General features: G+C 59.4%; 17 protein-coding genes and 1 pseudogene. 8 read left to right on the top strand and 10 right to left on the bottom strand.

Annotated elements, in window-relative coordinates; genetic code table 11:
• Positions 1-7: 7 nt before the first annotated feature.
• From CEPID_RS05130 to gatC, 5 genes are all read right to left on the bottom strand, one after another.
• Positions 8-781, bottom strand: a complete 774-nt coding sequence (locus CEPID_RS05130; RefSeq protein ID WP_047240045.1) for an ABC transporter ATP-binding protein — start codon at positions 779-781, stop codon at positions 8-10.
• Positions 778-1,842, bottom strand: coding sequence for a FecCD family ABC transporter permease (locus tag CEPID_RS05125; RefSeq protein WP_083984391.1), 1,065 nt, complete (start codon positions 1,840-1,842; stop codon positions 778-780). The genes CEPID_RS05130 and CEPID_RS05125 overlap by 4 nt, the downstream gene beginning before the upstream one ends.
• 82 nt (positions 1,843-1,924) lie before the next feature.
• The gene (locus CEPID_RS05120) at positions 1,925-2,977 is read right to left on the bottom strand and encodes an NAD(P)-dependent alcohol dehydrogenase (RefSeq protein ID WP_047240044.1); all 1,053 of its coding nucleotides are present in this window, start codon (positions 2,975-2,977) and stop codon (positions 1,925-1,927) included.
• Between the two features lie 66 nt (positions 2,978-3,043).
• On the bottom strand, positions 3,044-4,537 hold the full coding sequence (gene gatA, locus CEPID_RS05115; RefSeq protein ID WP_047240043.1) for an Asp-tRNA(Asn)/Glu-tRNA(Gln) amidotransferase subunit GatA: 1,494 nt from the start codon (positions 4,535-4,537) through the stop codon (positions 3,044-3,046).
• Positions 4,538-4,543: 6 nt separating this feature from the next.
• A complete protein-coding gene (gatC, locus tag CEPID_RS05110) occupies positions 4,544-4,837 on the bottom strand; it encodes an Asp-tRNA(Asn)/Glu-tRNA(Gln) amidotransferase subunit GatC (protein WP_047240042.1) in 294 nt (97 codons plus the stop codon).
• Between the two features lie 152 nt (positions 4,838-4,989).
• Here gatC and CEPID_RS13560 point away from each other — a divergent pair.
• The 4 genes and pseudogenes from CEPID_RS13560 (at position 4,990) to CEPID_RS05090 (ending at position 7,248) form a co-directional block, all read left to right on the top strand.
• Positions 4,990-5,472, top strand: a pseudogene (locus tag CEPID_RS13560) (CocE/NonD family hydrolase).
• Between the two features lie 233 nt (positions 5,473-5,705).
• Positions 5,706-6,095 (top strand): hydrolase CocE/NonD family protein, encoded by a 390-nt coding sequence (locus CEPID_RS05100; RefSeq protein WP_047240040.1) that lies wholly within the window; start codon positions 5,706-5,708, stop codon positions 6,093-6,095.
• 27 nt (positions 6,096-6,122) lie between these two features.
• Positions 6,123-6,509: a CocE/NonD family hydrolase gene (locus tag CEPID_RS05095; protein WP_047240039.1), complete on the top strand. Its 387-nt coding sequence runs from the start codon at positions 6,123-6,125 to the stop codon at positions 6,507-6,509.
• Between the two features lie 76 nt (positions 6,510-6,585).
• Positions 6,586-7,248 (top strand): ACT domain-containing protein, encoded by a 663-nt coding sequence (locus CEPID_RS05090; RefSeq protein ID WP_047240038.1) that lies wholly within the window; start codon positions 6,586-6,588, stop codon positions 7,246-7,248.
• On the opposite strand, the gene ligA is transcribed toward CEPID_RS05090, so the two are convergent.
• A complete protein-coding gene (gene ligA / locus CEPID_RS05085) occupies positions 7,213-9,258 on the bottom strand; it encodes an NAD-dependent DNA ligase LigA (RefSeq protein ID WP_047241367.1) in 2,046 nt (681 codons plus the stop codon). The genes CEPID_RS05090 and ligA overlap by 36 nt on opposite strands.
• Before the next feature lie 51 nt (positions 9,259-9,309).
• On the opposite strand from ligA, the gene CEPID_RS05080 reads away from it, so the two are divergent.
• The 4 genes from CEPID_RS05080 (at position 9,310) to CEPID_RS12890 (ending at position 11,889) form a co-directional block, all read left to right on the top strand.
• Positions 9,310-9,981: a 3'-5' exonuclease gene (locus CEPID_RS05080; RefSeq protein ID WP_047240037.1), complete on the top strand. Its 672-nt coding sequence runs from the start codon at positions 9,310-9,312 to the stop codon at positions 9,979-9,981.
• Between the two features lie 162 nt (positions 9,982-10,143).
• Positions 10,144-10,740: a peroxiredoxin gene (locus CEPID_RS05075; RefSeq protein WP_047240036.1), complete on the top strand. Its 597-nt coding sequence runs from the start codon at positions 10,144-10,146 to the stop codon at positions 10,738-10,740.
• A gap of 61 nt (positions 10,741-10,801) precedes the next feature.
• Positions 10,802-11,326: a carboxymuconolactone decarboxylase family protein gene (locus tag CEPID_RS05070; RefSeq protein WP_047240035.1), complete on the top strand. Its 525-nt coding sequence runs from the start codon at positions 10,802-10,804 to the stop codon at positions 11,324-11,326.
• A gap of 62 nt (positions 11,327-11,388) precedes the next feature.
• Positions 11,389-11,889, top strand: coding sequence for a helix-turn-helix domain-containing protein (locus tag CEPID_RS12890; RefSeq protein WP_330217768.1), 501 nt, complete (start codon positions 11,389-11,391; stop codon positions 11,887-11,889).
• Here the strand turns inward: CEPID_RS12890 and CEPID_RS13730 are convergent.
• The 4 genes from CEPID_RS13730 to mnmA all read right to left on the bottom strand — a co-directional run bounded on the left by CEPID_RS13730 (position 11,883) and on the right by mnmA (position 14,439).
• Positions 11,883-12,014, bottom strand: coding sequence for a hypothetical protein (locus CEPID_RS13730; RefSeq protein WP_407921608.1), 132 nt, complete (start codon positions 12,012-12,014; stop codon positions 11,883-11,885). The two genes, CEPID_RS12890 and CEPID_RS13730, sit on opposite strands and share 7 nt — an antisense overlap.
• Positions 11,989-12,384, bottom strand: coding sequence for a DUF2938 family protein (locus tag CEPID_RS05065; protein WP_052843387.1), 396 nt, complete (start codon positions 12,382-12,384; stop codon positions 11,989-11,991). Before CEPID_RS05065 ends, CEPID_RS13730 begins: the two co-directional genes overlap by 26 nt.
• 91 nt (positions 12,385-12,475) lie before the next feature.
• Positions 12,476-13,369: a uroporphyrinogen decarboxylase/cobalamine-independent methonine synthase family protein gene (locus CEPID_RS05060; RefSeq protein ID WP_047240034.1), complete on the bottom strand. Its 894-nt coding sequence runs from the start codon at positions 13,367-13,369 to the stop codon at positions 12,476-12,478.
• The gene (gene mnmA / locus CEPID_RS05055) at positions 13,369-14,439 is read right to left on the bottom strand and encodes a tRNA 2-thiouridine(34) synthase MnmA (RefSeq protein ID WP_047240033.1); all 1,071 of its coding nucleotides are present in this window, start codon (positions 14,437-14,439) and stop codon (positions 13,369-13,371) included. Before mnmA ends, CEPID_RS05060 begins: the two co-directional genes overlap by 1 nt.
• Positions 14,440-14,698: the final 259 nt, after the last annotated feature.

The raw sequence follows: 14,698 nt of genomic DNA, 5'->3' as shown, positions 1-14,698 counted from the left end.
TCTTCTCTCACTTTACGGAATCAATGACAAGATGCGGATGCTGACAATCCGGCGGGGTGACCACAACCCCATGTACTCCGAAGTACTGCGTCAGCCGTGCCGCTGTGAGCACTTCCCGCCCGGCACCAGTGGCCACAATGCCACCGTTGGCCAAAAGCACCACGTGATCAAAACGTGCGAGTGCCAAATCGAGGTCGTGCATGGTTGCCACGACCGTCTTGTTCGCCCCGAGCACCACATCCAAGAGCATGTGTTGGTGGTTGACATCGAGATGATTGGTTGGCTCGTCCAAGATGATCACCGGGGTGTCTTGCACCAAGGCTCGGGCTAGGAGCGCGAGGCGGCGTTGCCCACCGGAAAGGTCACTAACGTTACGATCGTGCACGCCGGGCAAGCCGACCTGTTCCAGTGCGGAGCGCACGAGCACGCGTGACGATCGGGTATGTAATTCCCAAGGTTTCGCATAGGGCAATCGACCCAAGGCCAGTGCCTCCCCCACCCTCATATCAGGTGAAAGTTGCTCCTCCTGTCCCACGTAAGACACAAGGCGTGCACGCTGCTTCGGCGCGAGGGAACGCACGTCGGTGCCATCGATAAGCACTTGGCCAGAAAGAGGCTCTCGGAGACCGGCGAGCGCGCGCAACAGGGTCGACTTTCCGACGCCATTAACACCAACTATCGCGCAGCTCTGGCCAGGTTCTAGCGCGAAGGTGATGTCGCGCAGGATAGTGGTGCGTCCAATGCCGCAGCTTAAGTTTTTCACGCTGAGGGCCGGGCTCACCGTTCACCTCCAAATTGGTACGTGTTGCGCCCCATAAGCATCAAGAAAATTGGGGCGCCGACAATACCCGTGACGACCCCGAGCGGGATCTCCTGCGGGACGGCCGCCACCCGCGCGATGATGTCCACCCACAGCAAAAACACTGCACCCAACAACGGCGCGACGAGGACAACGCGTCGATGGCTACTGCCCACGATCAGCCGCGCAAGGTGCGGGATTACTAGCCCTACAAACCCGATGCCACCGACCACTGCCACGAGCACACCGACGAGACCGGCTTGTAGCACGAAGAGCAATTTCATCAGTGCGGGCACGCGCACCCCCAGCGCAGCCGCGGTGTCTGGGCCGGTGGCGAGCGCATCAAGCTGGGGAGCCAAAACCAGTACCACCAAAATGGAAACCACAACGAAAAGTGCTGGTAAGTAAATCTTGTTCCACTGCGCCCCAGCCACCGATCCGAGCATCCAAAACATCACGCTTTGGGCTGCCCGGGGGTCAGGCGCCTTAAATACCAAAAAGCTGGCGACCGCGGAAAAGGCGGAGGAAAGTACCACTCCAGACAAAACCAGCCGCAATGGAGAGAGTCCGCCTTGCAGAATGGTCACGCCGTAGACGATCGCCGAGCCCAGCACCGCGCCGAGCAAAGCCCCCGAAGTGAGTGCCACCAGGCCGAAACTGCTCAAGAAACTTGTGGTCAACACGGCAGTTGCACCCACGCTCGCTCCCGAGGAGACCCCGAGTAGGTAGGGGTCTGCCAGCGGGTTTCGCACCAGGGTCTGCATCACCACACCGGCCGTCGCCAGGCCAGCGCCCGCCACCATCGCCAGAAGTCCACGCGGCGCCCGCAACTGCCACACCACATTGGCTATCGACGGATCCGGATTTCCGGTACCAAAGACGGCCGACCACACCGCGGCATAATCGAAAGATACGGCCCCAATTGTCAGCGAGTACACCCAGGATACGATACCGAAGGCTAAGAGACCTACGAGAATTGCCCAAAGTACCAGCGGGCTAGAACGAAGGAATTGTTTCCCGGTTGCCAATGAATTCCTCTTCATTGAGGTCAGGGTCGCCCCTGAGCGAGGCAGAGAATCCTACCCCACCACGAAAATGAATTACATTGTCAAACTATAACAGGGGCTATTCTGCAGGAAACGTTGAGGTGTCGATGACAAACCTAAACTGCACATCCCCAGCGACCACGCGATCATAAGCAGCATCGACTTCATCGACACCGATCTTCTCGATCCGCGCCCCAAAGCCGTGCTCAGCGCAGAAATCCAACATCTCCTGGGTCTCGGCAATGCCACCGATGTTAGAACCAGTGAGCACTTTTCGGCCGTTGATAAGCGCGTTGAACTTCAAGGCCTGTGCCTCAGGTGGCAAGCCGACCACCGCCATGACACCTCGAGGCTTGAGCAACCGCAGATATCCCGAAAGGTCGATATCTGCGCTGATGGTGTTGAGGATGAAGTCGAACTCGCCGCGGTGGTTTTCGAAGAATCCCTCTTCGGTGGTGGCCAGGGTGCGCGTCGCGCCCAGACTTTGTGCCACTGCTGCCTTCTTCAACGAACGGCTCAGCACCGTGACTTCCGCCCCACGGGCCACTGCGATTTGGACTCCCATGTGCCCCAAGCCACCCAATCCGAGCACGGCAACTTTCTGGCCTGGCGAAACTTTCCACGTCGCCAGTGGCGAGTAGGTGGTGATTCCGGCGCACAGCAGTGGGGCCGCTTCATCAAAATCGAGCGAGTCCGGGATCCGGCACACAAAGTTCTCATTTACGACAATCTTCTGGGCATACCCGCCTTGGGTAATCGTTCCGTCGATGTCCGTGGAGTTATAGGTGCCCACCGCGCCGTTCAGGCAGTTGTTCTCGAAGCCGGCACGGCACTCCTCACATTCTTGGCAAGAGTTCACCAAGCAGCCAACACCGACGCGGTCGCCGACCTGCCATTTGGTGACGTTTTCTCCCACTGCGGACACTACACCGGCGATCTCGTGCCCGACCGTCAAGGGAAAATGCGCCTGTCCCCATTCGTTGCGGATCGTGTGGATGTCGGAATGGCAAATACCCGCGGCCATGATATCGATGACGACATCGTCGGCACGCGGGTCTCGACGCTCAATGGTGGCGATCTGGAATGGTTCGTTGGGCCCAGTCTTTTGCAGCGCCTTGGTAGAAATACTCATGGGGCCAGTGTAAAGCCACCGGCCCCTGAGCTGCATAAATGCAGCGATTTTCGTTAAGTGCCAAAACTACGCGCGTCCAGCCTCAAATGCTGCGCCCACGCGGTACAGGCGATCGTCCTGGAACGCTGGCGCCATGATCTGCAGGCCGGTTGGCAGCTGCGTATCCGCTGCCAAACCAGCTGGCAGCGACATGCCACACAGGCCTGCCAAGTTCAACGGCAGGGTGCACAGGTCAAAGTTGTACATCGCCATTGGATCCGAAACCTTCTCCCCCAGCTTGAATGCAGTGGTTGGGGTCGTCGGCGAGACCAGCACGTCACACTTCTCGTATGCCGCGGCGAAGTCCTGCGCGATCAAGGTACGCACGCGCTGGGCTTGCAGGTAGTAGGCGTCGTAGTAGCCGACGGACAACGCATAGGTGCCCAGCATGATGCGGCGCTTCACCTCCGGGCCGAAGCCCGCTGCGCGGGTCATGGCCATGACTTCGTCGGCAGAGCGGGTGCCGTCGTCACCGACGCGCAGTCCGTAGCGCATGCCGTCGAAACGTGCGAGGTTGGAGGACACCTCACACGGCAGAATCAGGTAGTAGGCGGCCAACGCGTCGTCGAAATGGGGGCAATCGACCTCGATCACCTCGGCGCCCTGCTCCTGGAGCTGGGCAACGGCCGCATGGAATTGTTCGAGCACACCAGGCTGCCAGCCTTCGCGGTCAAACTGCTTCACCACACCGACCTTCACACCCGACAGGTCACCGTTTGCCCCTTCGCGGGCAGCTTGCACGACGGGCGCGACCGGGCGATCCACCGATGTGGCGTCAAATTTGTCGTGACCGGCAATCACTTCATGCAGGAGGGCGGTGTCCAGCACGGTTCGTGCGGTAGGACCCACCTGGTCCAGGGAAGATGCACAGGCGATCAAACCGTAGCGCGAAACGGTGCCGTAAGTAGGCTTCACGCCCACCGTGTTGGTCAGCGCGGCCGGCTGACGGATCGAGCCACCGGTATCGGTGCCAATAGCTAGCGGAGCCTCTCCCGAAGCCAACGCAGCCGAAGATCCACCCCCGGAGCCACCTGGGGTGCGCTCGAGATCCCATGGATTGTGGGTTGGGCCGAAGGCTGAGTTCTCCGTGGAAGAACCCATGGCAAATTCGTCCATGTTGGTCTTGCCCAAGATTGGGATACCAGCCTCACGCAGCTTGCGTGTGACCGTTGCGTCATAAGGGCTAAGGTAGCCTTCCAGAATTTTTGAGGCGGCCGTAGTTGGGGCGTCCGTGGTTGTGAGCACGTCCTTGAGGGCCAGGGGTACGCCAGCAAGCGCGGACGCCGGGTCTGCCCCGCCATCCAGCGACTCATCGACTTCCCGCGCGGCTGCGAGCGCTTCCTCAGCACCGACGTGCAAGAACGCGTGAATCTCGCCGTCGATTTCGGTGATGCGGTCCAGGTGGGCCTGGGTGACCTCGACTGCGGAAACTTCCCGGGCATGGATCTTTTCAGCCAGGGCCGCGGCGGTCATTCCGGTGAGCTCAGAGGATCCCGGCGCGCCAACTAGGTATTTGTTCATGGTTTTCTACTCCCCGAGGATTTGTGGCACGACAAAACGTTGTTCGGCAACTTCTGGAGCTTGGTCCAGTGCCTGGGCTGCGGTAAGCGTCGGCTCCACGACGTCGGCACGCATCGTCGTCTCGATGTCATGCGGGTGGCTCATCGGCTTCACGCCGGCAGCGTCGACTTTGCCGACGGCGCTGACTGAGGCAATGATGTCGTCGATTTGGGTAGCGAACTGGTCCAGTTCCTCCTCGTTGAGCGCGAGGCGAGAGAGCTTGGCCAAGTGAGCGACTTCTTCGCGAGAAATCTCAGGCACCTTCAGTTACTCCATTTCCGGTTTTGGCGTTCTTCGGTGTGAAAACAGCTAGTTTTTATCACTATTCTTACCGTACAGCGTTGCACAGCAAGCTTAGCCCAACCACCCCAGCAAACTTGGCCAGCCCGGCAGAAACCGGCACTTTCCCACGAATGCCAGGCAGATTCTGGCAATCGCTAGGTATTACCTCTTGTGATCTGGCCGAATTTCAAGCTAGGGAAATCCGAAAGAATGTCGAACAGGTGTTAAGTGATGGTGTGTTGCTGCGGGCGGATATATATCTTCCTGACCAGCTCCCGGCACCGGTGATTCTGCAGCGTGCTCCTTACAACAAGGATTGGTACCCCGCGGTCGGCGAGATTTTCAGCAAGGCTGGTTTCTTGTTTATCGCGCAGGTTGTGCGTGGCCGGAATGCCTCGGATGGCGTGTGGGAGCCGTTCGTTAATGAGGGTGCTGATGGGGTTGAGGCGGTTGAATGAGCTGCTAATCTTCCCGAAAGCACTGGCGAGGTGCCGTTGTATGGCACTTCCTATACGGCGACTGCCGCGTTGCAGGCCGCTGTGCGACGCCCACGCGGTTTGACCGCGGTCATCGCTGCGGAAACCCCAGTTGACTACTACGACGGTTGGTTCTAGCCCGGCGGCGTGTTCGCGCTGGCCTTTGAGGAAAGCTGGCTGGTAAAAAGCGTAGGAGCTATCCCTGAGTCCGCTTATGCGCAGATGTCGGAAATCTTTTCGCACTTGCCGCTCGAGTCAGCTCCTTAAGTGGCAAACGAGCCGTACCTCCATACTTGGCTGAATAATCCGGAACGCTCCGCCTATTAGGATGAGTTGTCTTTGCGCCCCGGCTTCGAGATATTGCCCCTGAAGTGCGGGTGCTATTCGTCGGCGGTTGGTACGACGTCTTTGTCGGCGGCGCCGCGGAGGGCTTCCAACTGGCCCGGCAAGCTGGTCTCGACGCCGAGTTGCTACTCGGGCCGTGGAGTCACAATCTGTGGCAGCGCCAGCTCAACGGTGTCGACTGTGGCCCCTCGGCGGAGTTTTCTTTTCAACAAGAGGTGATCGATTTCCTGTCCAGAAACGAGCCTGGCCCGCGCCTGCGCTACTTCACTATGGGCGATTGTCGCTGGCACGAGGCTTCGCAGTGGCCACCAGCTGATGCTACCCCGGCAACACTTGCGGTGACCGTGGACGAATCCTCGCAGGCGCTGCACTTCCCCACCCATCCAGTGCCGGCTGCCGGTGGGCATAGTTGCTGATTCCAGCCGGTATCTCCCATGGGGCCGATGGATCAACGTGAGGTCGAGGCCCTGCCGGAGGTGGTTGTCGCCACCGGTGAGCCGTTGACCGCTCCGGCCTCACTTGTGGGCTCCGTGGACGTGGTCTTCCCGGTCTCCACGGAGGACGAGAGCATCGACTGCGCAGTGGTCCTGCGCGATGTAGCCCCCGATGGGACATTTTTGAATATCACCGAAGGAATCATCCGGCTTTCCGACGCCCAACTGGCTGGTGAGATCACCGTCGCCCTACTACCCACCGCGCATACTTTTCTGCCTGGTCACCGCATCCGCGTTGACATCGCAGGAGCGCACTTCCCCACGTTTGCCCGGAACGAAAAGACCTTCACTTTCACGGTGACTGGTCCAATCGAGATCCGCACCCGGGAACTTTAGGGCTGTGACAGACGTTAAAGATGTTAAGTGCTTGAGCGAAACTGCACAGCGACGAAAGAGTAGGTGAGCCACGATCATGTCATTTTTGGTCCGTGTAGTTCTCCCTGATACCCCAGGTAGCCTCGGTAAGTTGGCCGCTGCCTTCGGTTCGGTGGGGGTCAACATTGAGTCTGTAGATGCCGTCGAGCAGTCGCTTGACGGCACGGTAACCGATGACATCGTGGTAACCCTGCCGCCAGGAGTGCTACCAGACACGATCTTTTCGGCGGCCCTGCAACTGCCGGGTGTCGATATCGACTCGATTCGCCCCTTCTCAGGCCGGGTGGACCGCCGGGGTCAGATCATCTTGTTGGCGGCAGTGGCCGAGGAGCGCACCAGCCACGCGAAGGCGATGCAAAGGCTCGTCGATACTCTGCCCCAGTCGATGACCTCCGGCTGGGCGATTGTGCTGCGTAACGACGACGTAATGCGCCGAGTCGCGGCTTCCAGTGCCGCTCCCGAGGACGACGGCAGCGCCCCTGCTCATGTGGACATCGACGCTGCGCGTATCTTGCAACCAGATACAGAGTCCTGGATTCCCGAGCGGTGGACTTTGCTGGATGCTTCGCTGTGCATCGCCCCAATTGGCAAGACCGGATTGTTGCTGGTGATCGGCCGGCCGGGTGGGCCCGACTTCTTAGCTAGCGAAGTCGAGCACATCGGGTCACTCTGTACGATCGTTGGGTCCATGCTCCAGTAGTTGTGTGAACTCGGCCTCGTTGAGAATCGGAACCCCCAGCTCGCGGGCCTTGGTTTCCTTAGATCCGGCGTTTTCGCCAACGACCACATAGTCGGTCTTCGTGGACACCGACCCGGCTGCTTTGCCACCGCGCGTCACGATGGCTTCCTTCGCGGAGTCCCGGGAGTAGTTTTCCAGCGTGCCCGTGACCACGATGGTCAGCCCAGCTAAGGACTGTTCCGGAAGATCAGTGGTGTCTTCGGCCATCGTCACGCCTGCGGCGGCCCAGCGATCGACGATCTCTCGATGCCAATCCACCTCAAACCATTCTTTGAAGCTCGCGGCGATGATTTCACCAACGCCTTCGGTTTCTGCGATCTCCGCCACGCTAGCCGCGCGCGCCGCGTCAATGGAGCGATAGCGCGTCGCTAAGGCTCGCGCAGCGGTGGGTCCGACATGCCGGATCGAAAGCGCGACCAGCACCCGCCACAGTGCTGTGTTTTTGGCCTGTGCCAGGTTGCTCAGCAGCTTCTTCCCCGAGGCATTGACGGCCCCGGCTTTGGTGGTGTAGACGCTGGTGCGTGTGAGGTCGTCCTCGGTGAGGTCGAAGAGCCCGGCCTCGTCGGCGAGGACCCCGCTGCGAATGAGGTCGTGTGCGCCCTTTTCGCCGAGCGCTTCGATATCAAACGCGCCACGACCTGCCAAATAGGTCAGTCGCGCCCCAAGCTGGCCCGGGCAGGACCGCGTGTTCGGGCATCGCCAGTCAGCGTCGCCTTCCTTGCTGGGCGCCAACGTCGCGCCACATTCCGGGCAGTGCTCCGGGAAGTGATATTCCCGCTCGGTGCCATCGCGCTTTTCGACGACCGGCCCCAACACCTCTGGGATGATCTCCCCTGCTTTTCGGATAACCACTGTATCTCCGATGAGCACGCCCTTGCGTTTGACTTCGCTGGGGTTGTGCAGGGTGGCCATCGACACCGTGGAACCTGCGACGAATACGGGCTCCATCACCGCGAAGGGGGTTACGCGGCCGGTGCGGCCGACACCAACTTGGATGTCGAGCAGTTTGGTGGTGACTTCCTCGGGCGGGTACTTGTAGGCGATGGCCCAGCGCGGGGCCCGGGCCGTGGCTCCGAGGGCGCGCTGGGAGGCGCGATCGTCCACCTTGATGACGAGCCCGTCCATCTCATGGAGGGCGTCGTGGCGATGATCTGCCCAGTACTCCACCTTAGCCACCACTTCTTCGGCCGTGGTGACGGCTTCGGTGTATGCCGAGGTGGGCAGGCCCCACGCTTTGAGCGCACGGTAGGCATCGTACTGCGAGGCCGGTGTGAATCCTTCCAGTGCGCCCAGGCCGTGGCAGATCATGCGCAGTTTTCGTTTCCTCACGTCGGCAGTGTTCTTTTGCCGTAATGAGCCGGCGGCGGCGTTACGTGGGTTGGCGAACGGTTTTCCGCCGTCGAGTTGGCGTTGTTCGTTTACTGCGGAAAAGTCTTCAACTGCGATGAACACTTCGCCGCGCACTTCGAGGAGCTCCGGGACGGGGTATTCATCGGTGCCGGTGATCTGGTGCGGGATGTCTTCGATCACCTTGGCGTTTTCGGTCACATCCTCGCCAACGCGACCGTCACCGCGCGTGGCGGCGCGCTCAAGCTGGCCGTTTCGATAGATCAGGTCGATGGATAGCCCATCGATTTTGAGCTCGGTGAGGTAGCGTTCGGCGGGGGTTCGGTTGAGCCAGCTGCGCAATTCGTCGAGGTCAAAGACGTTGTCGAGGCTCATCATGCGTTCGAGATGTTCGACGTTGGCGAAGCTCGACTCGGCAGCTACGGGAGCCCCGACTTGCATTGTGGGCGAATCTGGCACGGCGAGCTCGGGGTGATCTTCTTCGAGCTTTACTAACTTCTGGAACAGGGCATCGAATTCGGCATCGGAAATCTCAGGGGTTTCGTTGTAATAGCGATCGCGGTGGTAGCGAATCTCTTCGGCGAGGCGGTCCCAAGTTCGGCGCAGTTCAACATTGTCGGTCACGTTGGCCCAGTCTAGTGCCACGGGTCCCCAGGTGTTCTAAGGTCTTAAACCATGGAGCCTTTTAACCCACTCAACGTGTTGTCTTTCGACTTAGAGACCACCTCCCCTGACCCCAAACAAGCCCGTATTGTTACCAGCGCGCTGGTTACCATTAATGGCCGGGATGTCCGAGCCGCGGAAACCCTCGCCGACCCCGGAGTGGAAATCCCCGAAGGGGCTACCGCTGTCCACGGCATCTCCACCGAAAAAGCCCGGGCTGAAGGCCGCCCGCACGATGAAGTGCTCAATGAAACCATCAGCGCTATTTACGACGCCTGGGATAATGGCCGCACGCTCATTGTGTTTAATGCTGCCTATGACTTGACGGTGTTGCGCCAGCTTGCACCTGAGTTTGTGGTGACTGGCGCGGTATATGACCCATATGTGATCGACCGGTTGAAAGATCCTTACCGCAAGGGCAAGCGCACGCTAACCGACCTTTGCCAGGAGTACCAGGTGCGCATCGATAACGCCCACGAAGCAACGTCCGATGCGCTGGCGGCGGCCCGCATTGCGTGGCGTCAAACCAAGAACTTCCCTGATCTCACCACCATGTCCGGCTCGGATCTGATGGAATACCAGACGGTTGGGTACTACAAAGCGCAGCTGAGCTTCAAGAAGTATTTGGAGGGCAAAGGCAGCGACACCAGTTCAGTGAATTTTTCCTGGCCTATGCAGGGGTAGGCTGCATTCCCGATAGCGCATCAAACCCGCAGCTCATAACCTATAATTAACTTTGCTTATCAGAGTGCAATACACCCAAAAGTAAAACTTCTTGCCGGGTTTTGGGAACGGATGCATAATAGGACGCGAAGTTATCCAAACTCAATTCCAAGGAGGCCTTTCATGGCACTGCTTACCATCGGCGACAAGTTCCCAGAGTTCAACCTCACCGCACTCAAGGGTGGCGACCTGCACGAGGTTAACGCTTCCCAGCCAGAGGACTACTTCGAAGAGGTGTCCCTGGATAAGTACCAGGGCAAGTGGAAGGTCGTCTTCTTCTACCCGAAGGACTTCACCTTCGTCTGCCCAACCGAAATCGCCGCCTTTGGCAAGCTGGATGAAGAGTTCCAGGACCGCGACACCCAGGTGCTCGGTGGCTCCATTGACAACGAGTTCGCTCACTTCAACTGGCGTGCAACCCACCCTGAGCTCAAGACTGTTCCTTTCCCACTGTTCTCCGACATCAAGCACGAGCTCATCAAGGAACTCGGCGTCGAGAATGCTGACGGGGTTGCAGATCGCGCTACGTACATCGTTGACCCAGACGGCATCATCCAATTCGTTTCCGTCACCCCTGACGCTGTCGGCCGCAACGTCGACGAGGTCCTGCGTGTGCTCGACGCACTGCAGTCTGAAGAGGTCTGCGCTTGCAACTGGCAGAAGAACGACCCAACCAAGAACATCGACAAGTTCGCTGAGGTTCAGGAAGCACTGAAGTAAGTCGCTTATCCCGCCCCGCTGCTTGTCGGCGGGGCACTTTTATACCCGAAGGAGAAAATATATGTCTATCGATAACCTGAAGTCCTCCCTGCCTGAGTACGCCAAGGACATGAAGCTCAACTTGAGCTCCTTGGCTCGCTCCACCGAGCTTTCCGAGCAGCAGCTCTGGGGCACCTTGGTCGCTTCCGCTGCGGCCACCCGCAACGAGACCGTCTTCTCCGAAATCATGGACGAGGCAAAGTCTCATCTTTCCGAGGAAGCTATCAACGCTGCTCTGGGCGCTGCCACCGTCATGGCGATGAACAACGTTGCCTACCGTGCGAAGGGCTGGCTTGGCGACGACTACGCCCAGGTCAAGTTCGGCCTGCGCATGAACATCATCTCCAACCCTGGCATCGAGAAGGCCGACTTCGAGCTGTACTCCATCGCTGTTTCTGCCATCAACGGCTGTGAGCACTGCACCATCGCGCACGACAAGACCGTGCGCGCGGAGGGGCTCACCAAGGAGCAGGTCTGGGAAGCTGTCAAGATCGCTGGCACCATCATGGGTGTCGCGCAGGCAGTCCAGATCGAGGCTGCTAAGTAGCTATTTCGTGAAAACTCACCTCCCAGCTTTGGGCGGTGAGTTTTTTGTTTATATTGGCCACCATGAAGAACATAGGCGTAGCCCTGCGCAGTCTCCGAACGGCACGCAGTCTCAGTTTGGCTGAAGTGAGTGCTGTCACCGGAATTTCAGTGTCAACATTATCGAGGCTCGAGACCGGGCAGCGCTCACCCCACCTTGACTATTTGGTTCCTTTGGCCCGCCTCTACAAAGTCTCACTGCACGACCTCGGGCTCCCCGAAACTGGAGACCCACGCATTCATGCACAACCGCAACGGCGAAGCGATTCCACGGTCATTCCACTCACTAGATATCCCGCTCCGCAACAAGCTTTCAAGATGGTGCTTCCTGCCTCCCGAAACGAGCCGAAATTAGTTACGCACGAAGGCCGAGAATGGCTGTACGTCCTATCCGGCACTCTCCGACTGCTTCTGGACTGCGAGACTTACCTCCTCGCCCAGGCGAAGCAGCGGAGTTCGATACTTCCAGACTCCATTGGTTCGGCAGCACAGGTTCCGCGCCGGTCGAAATCATCAGCCTATTGAGCCCTGCGGGCGAACGGATTCATATGCATCGCCTTGCCAGTGAGGACAATTCCTAAGCCATAAAAGAAGTGAGCCCGGACGGTACGGAAACGTGCAGAGTCAGGTTCCGGAAGATTTGAGCCCATTACGCCGAACCCGAACGCTGGCTGCATCCAAAACCACGGAGCAACGCAAAGATCCCAATCCCACCGCAAGTGCTGGCAGGATGGTCGGCCGCTCGAGCCAGTCGCGTTGAATACCCAGCACGAATGGAACGAGTCCAATACCGATGGCATAGTGTGTCACCAGTCCAATACGATCCTCATTTGGGATTGGCTCCGCCTTCCCGATGTGCTCATGCGCGAACTTTCCGTGCCCCATGCGTCCTACCCAGCGTCCGACCATCGCAAGGTTTAAGGGAGGTATTCCCGTATTGCGCTTAATGATTTCCCCAGCGAGATCCATCACCGCGGTCGCCCCAATGCCGACTGCGGCGATGTGAATCAGCTTATTCACAACAAACCTCCTCTTTTGAAAACACTTTCAAAGAAGATGTTATTTTCTCAGTCGTATTTACCACAGCATTTTTGCTGATCTGGCAAATCGCCTATAGATCCCCCGCGTCGCGTTCCAGCATCTCGCCCACCACACGCGCGAAGCGCAAAGCTTCCGCAGGCTTCTCGACGCCCACCGGGTACACATCCACCTGCGCCAACGATTCCCGCGCCAAGCCCAGCTCATCCCACAATTTCGCCAGGTCGATGGCGCAGGCGCGGGGATTCTCGCCTAGTTCGTCGATAAGCGCGGGCTTGATGCCGAGGCCGACGCGGCCGCCGTTGCCGACGAAGGAGCCAAATTGGTCGAGTATTGCGTTGCCGCGGATCAGGTCGCGGTTGAGGAATATGTGGGGCGCTGCAAAGATCGGCTCGGCGACGTGCAAGATGTCGCCGGTGTACAGCTCGGGTTCGGGGATGGCGGGAATTTCTTCCCATTTGTGCGTGCCGGGGAGTTCGCCACGCATGACGGCGCCGAGGAGGGGTTCGTCCACCTGTACAAGTACTTCCCCGCCGAAGCGACGCTTTAGGTCCGCGATGTGTTCCTCGACGCCGTGTTGGAGGCCTGCAAAGATGTCCCGTACTGCGCCTCGGTCCGTAATGGCGCGGTGACCATTCAGTTCGATGGCAGCGGCAAGCGTCCACGGGCCTGCGACCTGTACTTTTACGGTCTCGCAGCTGCCCCACATCTCTTCGCAGATGTCTAGATCTTCTTCGAGGCGGTCCCACACGCGACGGGTGAGCAGTTGCGGGCGCTGGACGAGCTGCCAGGCCCGGGGTCCGGCCTCCACATGAAACGGCAGCAGCCCGGCGGTCCGGCCGATCAGGTCCGATCCGAGCCCACGCTCAGGCAGGAGCGGAACAGTGTGAATCGAGCATTCGCCGTCGATGACTTCGGCGGCCTCGTGCATCGAGGTGCCGGGCATCGGGCCTAGCGCGTAGTGCATTACTCGGTCCCGCAGATGGTTCCGGAGCCGAGGACGATGTCACCGTCCGCGTCGGGTAGGTAAAGCACTGCAGCTTGGCCGCGGGCGACGCCTTGGAGTGGTTCTTTCAGCTGGAGGGTCATGCGGTCGGCGTCGATAAGCGCGGTGCATGGCACGACCTCGCCGTGGGCGCGGACTTGGACCTGGCATTCTAGCTGTCCGTGCATCGAGGGGTGCAGCACCTTCAACCGATCAGCTTCGATGACATTCACGGAGAGCGCTTCGCGTGGGCCGACGGTAACTTCGCCGGAGGCGGCGTTGATGTCGGTGACGTAGCGGGGTCGGCCGTCGGCAGCCGGGTTACGTAGATCTAGGCCCTTGCGCTGGCCGATGGTGTACTCGTGGACGCCTTGGTGTTCTTTGAGTACGTTGCCGTCTTGGTCTTTCACCAGGCCTGGGCGTAGGCCGATGTGTTTGCCGAGGAAGGCTTGGGTATTGCCGTCGGGGATGAAGCAGATGTCGTAGGAGTCTGGTTTTTTGGCGACGGAGAAGCCGTGGCGGGCGGCTTCTTCGCGGATTTGTGGCTTTGGGGTGTCGCCGACTGGGAAGATGCAGTGGTCTAGTTCGTCCCGGGTGAGGACGCCGAGGACGTAGGACTGGTCTTTTTGCGGGTCGTCGCCGCGACGGAGATGGCCGTCGATGATTTTGGCGTAGTGGCCGGTGGCGACGGCGTCGAAGCCGAGTGCGCGGGCTCGTTCGAGCAGGGCCCGGAATTTGATTTTTTCGTTGCAGCGTAGGCAGGGGTTGGGGGTTTCACCGGCTTCGTAGGAGTGGATGAAGTCGTCGATGACGTCTTCTTTGAAGCGGTCGGAGAAATCCCATACGTAGAAGGGGATGCCGAGTTTGTCGCAGACGCGGCGGGCGTCGGCGGAGTCTTCGAGGGAGCAGCAGCCACGGGAGGATTCGCGGACGGTTTGGGGATCCCGGGATAGGGCTAGGTGAACGCCGACTACTTCGTGGCCAGCTTCGACTGCGCGGGCTGCGGCAACGGCGCTATCGACGCCACCGCTCATGGCTGCGAGTACTCGCATGGATTCTCCCCTGATTCTTGTAGGTGCCTTTCGGATTGTACAAGTCTGGGGCGGTGGAGAAAATTCCCTTCGTCGTGGCCCCGTTCGGTTACCACCCCCTGGTTTGCCGAACGGGGCCATCTCGTACCGGGCCACAAACTTCGGCGGTCCCCCCGGACCGTTGAAGTTTGAGCCCCAGCACGTCCCCCAAGGAAATATTAACTTGATTGATATAGTTGCGCTCGTCACATCTACAAATTTTCTAAAGATTACGTACGCG

Source organism: Corynebacterium epidermidicanis (assembly GCF_001021025.1).
GTDB classification, from domain to species: Bacteria; Actinomycetota; Actinomycetes; order Mycobacteriales; family Mycobacteriaceae; genus Corynebacterium; species Corynebacterium epidermidicanis.
The sequence above is the reverse complement of the archived record's forward strand: the minus strand, read 5'-3'. Positions and strand labels throughout refer to the sequence as shown.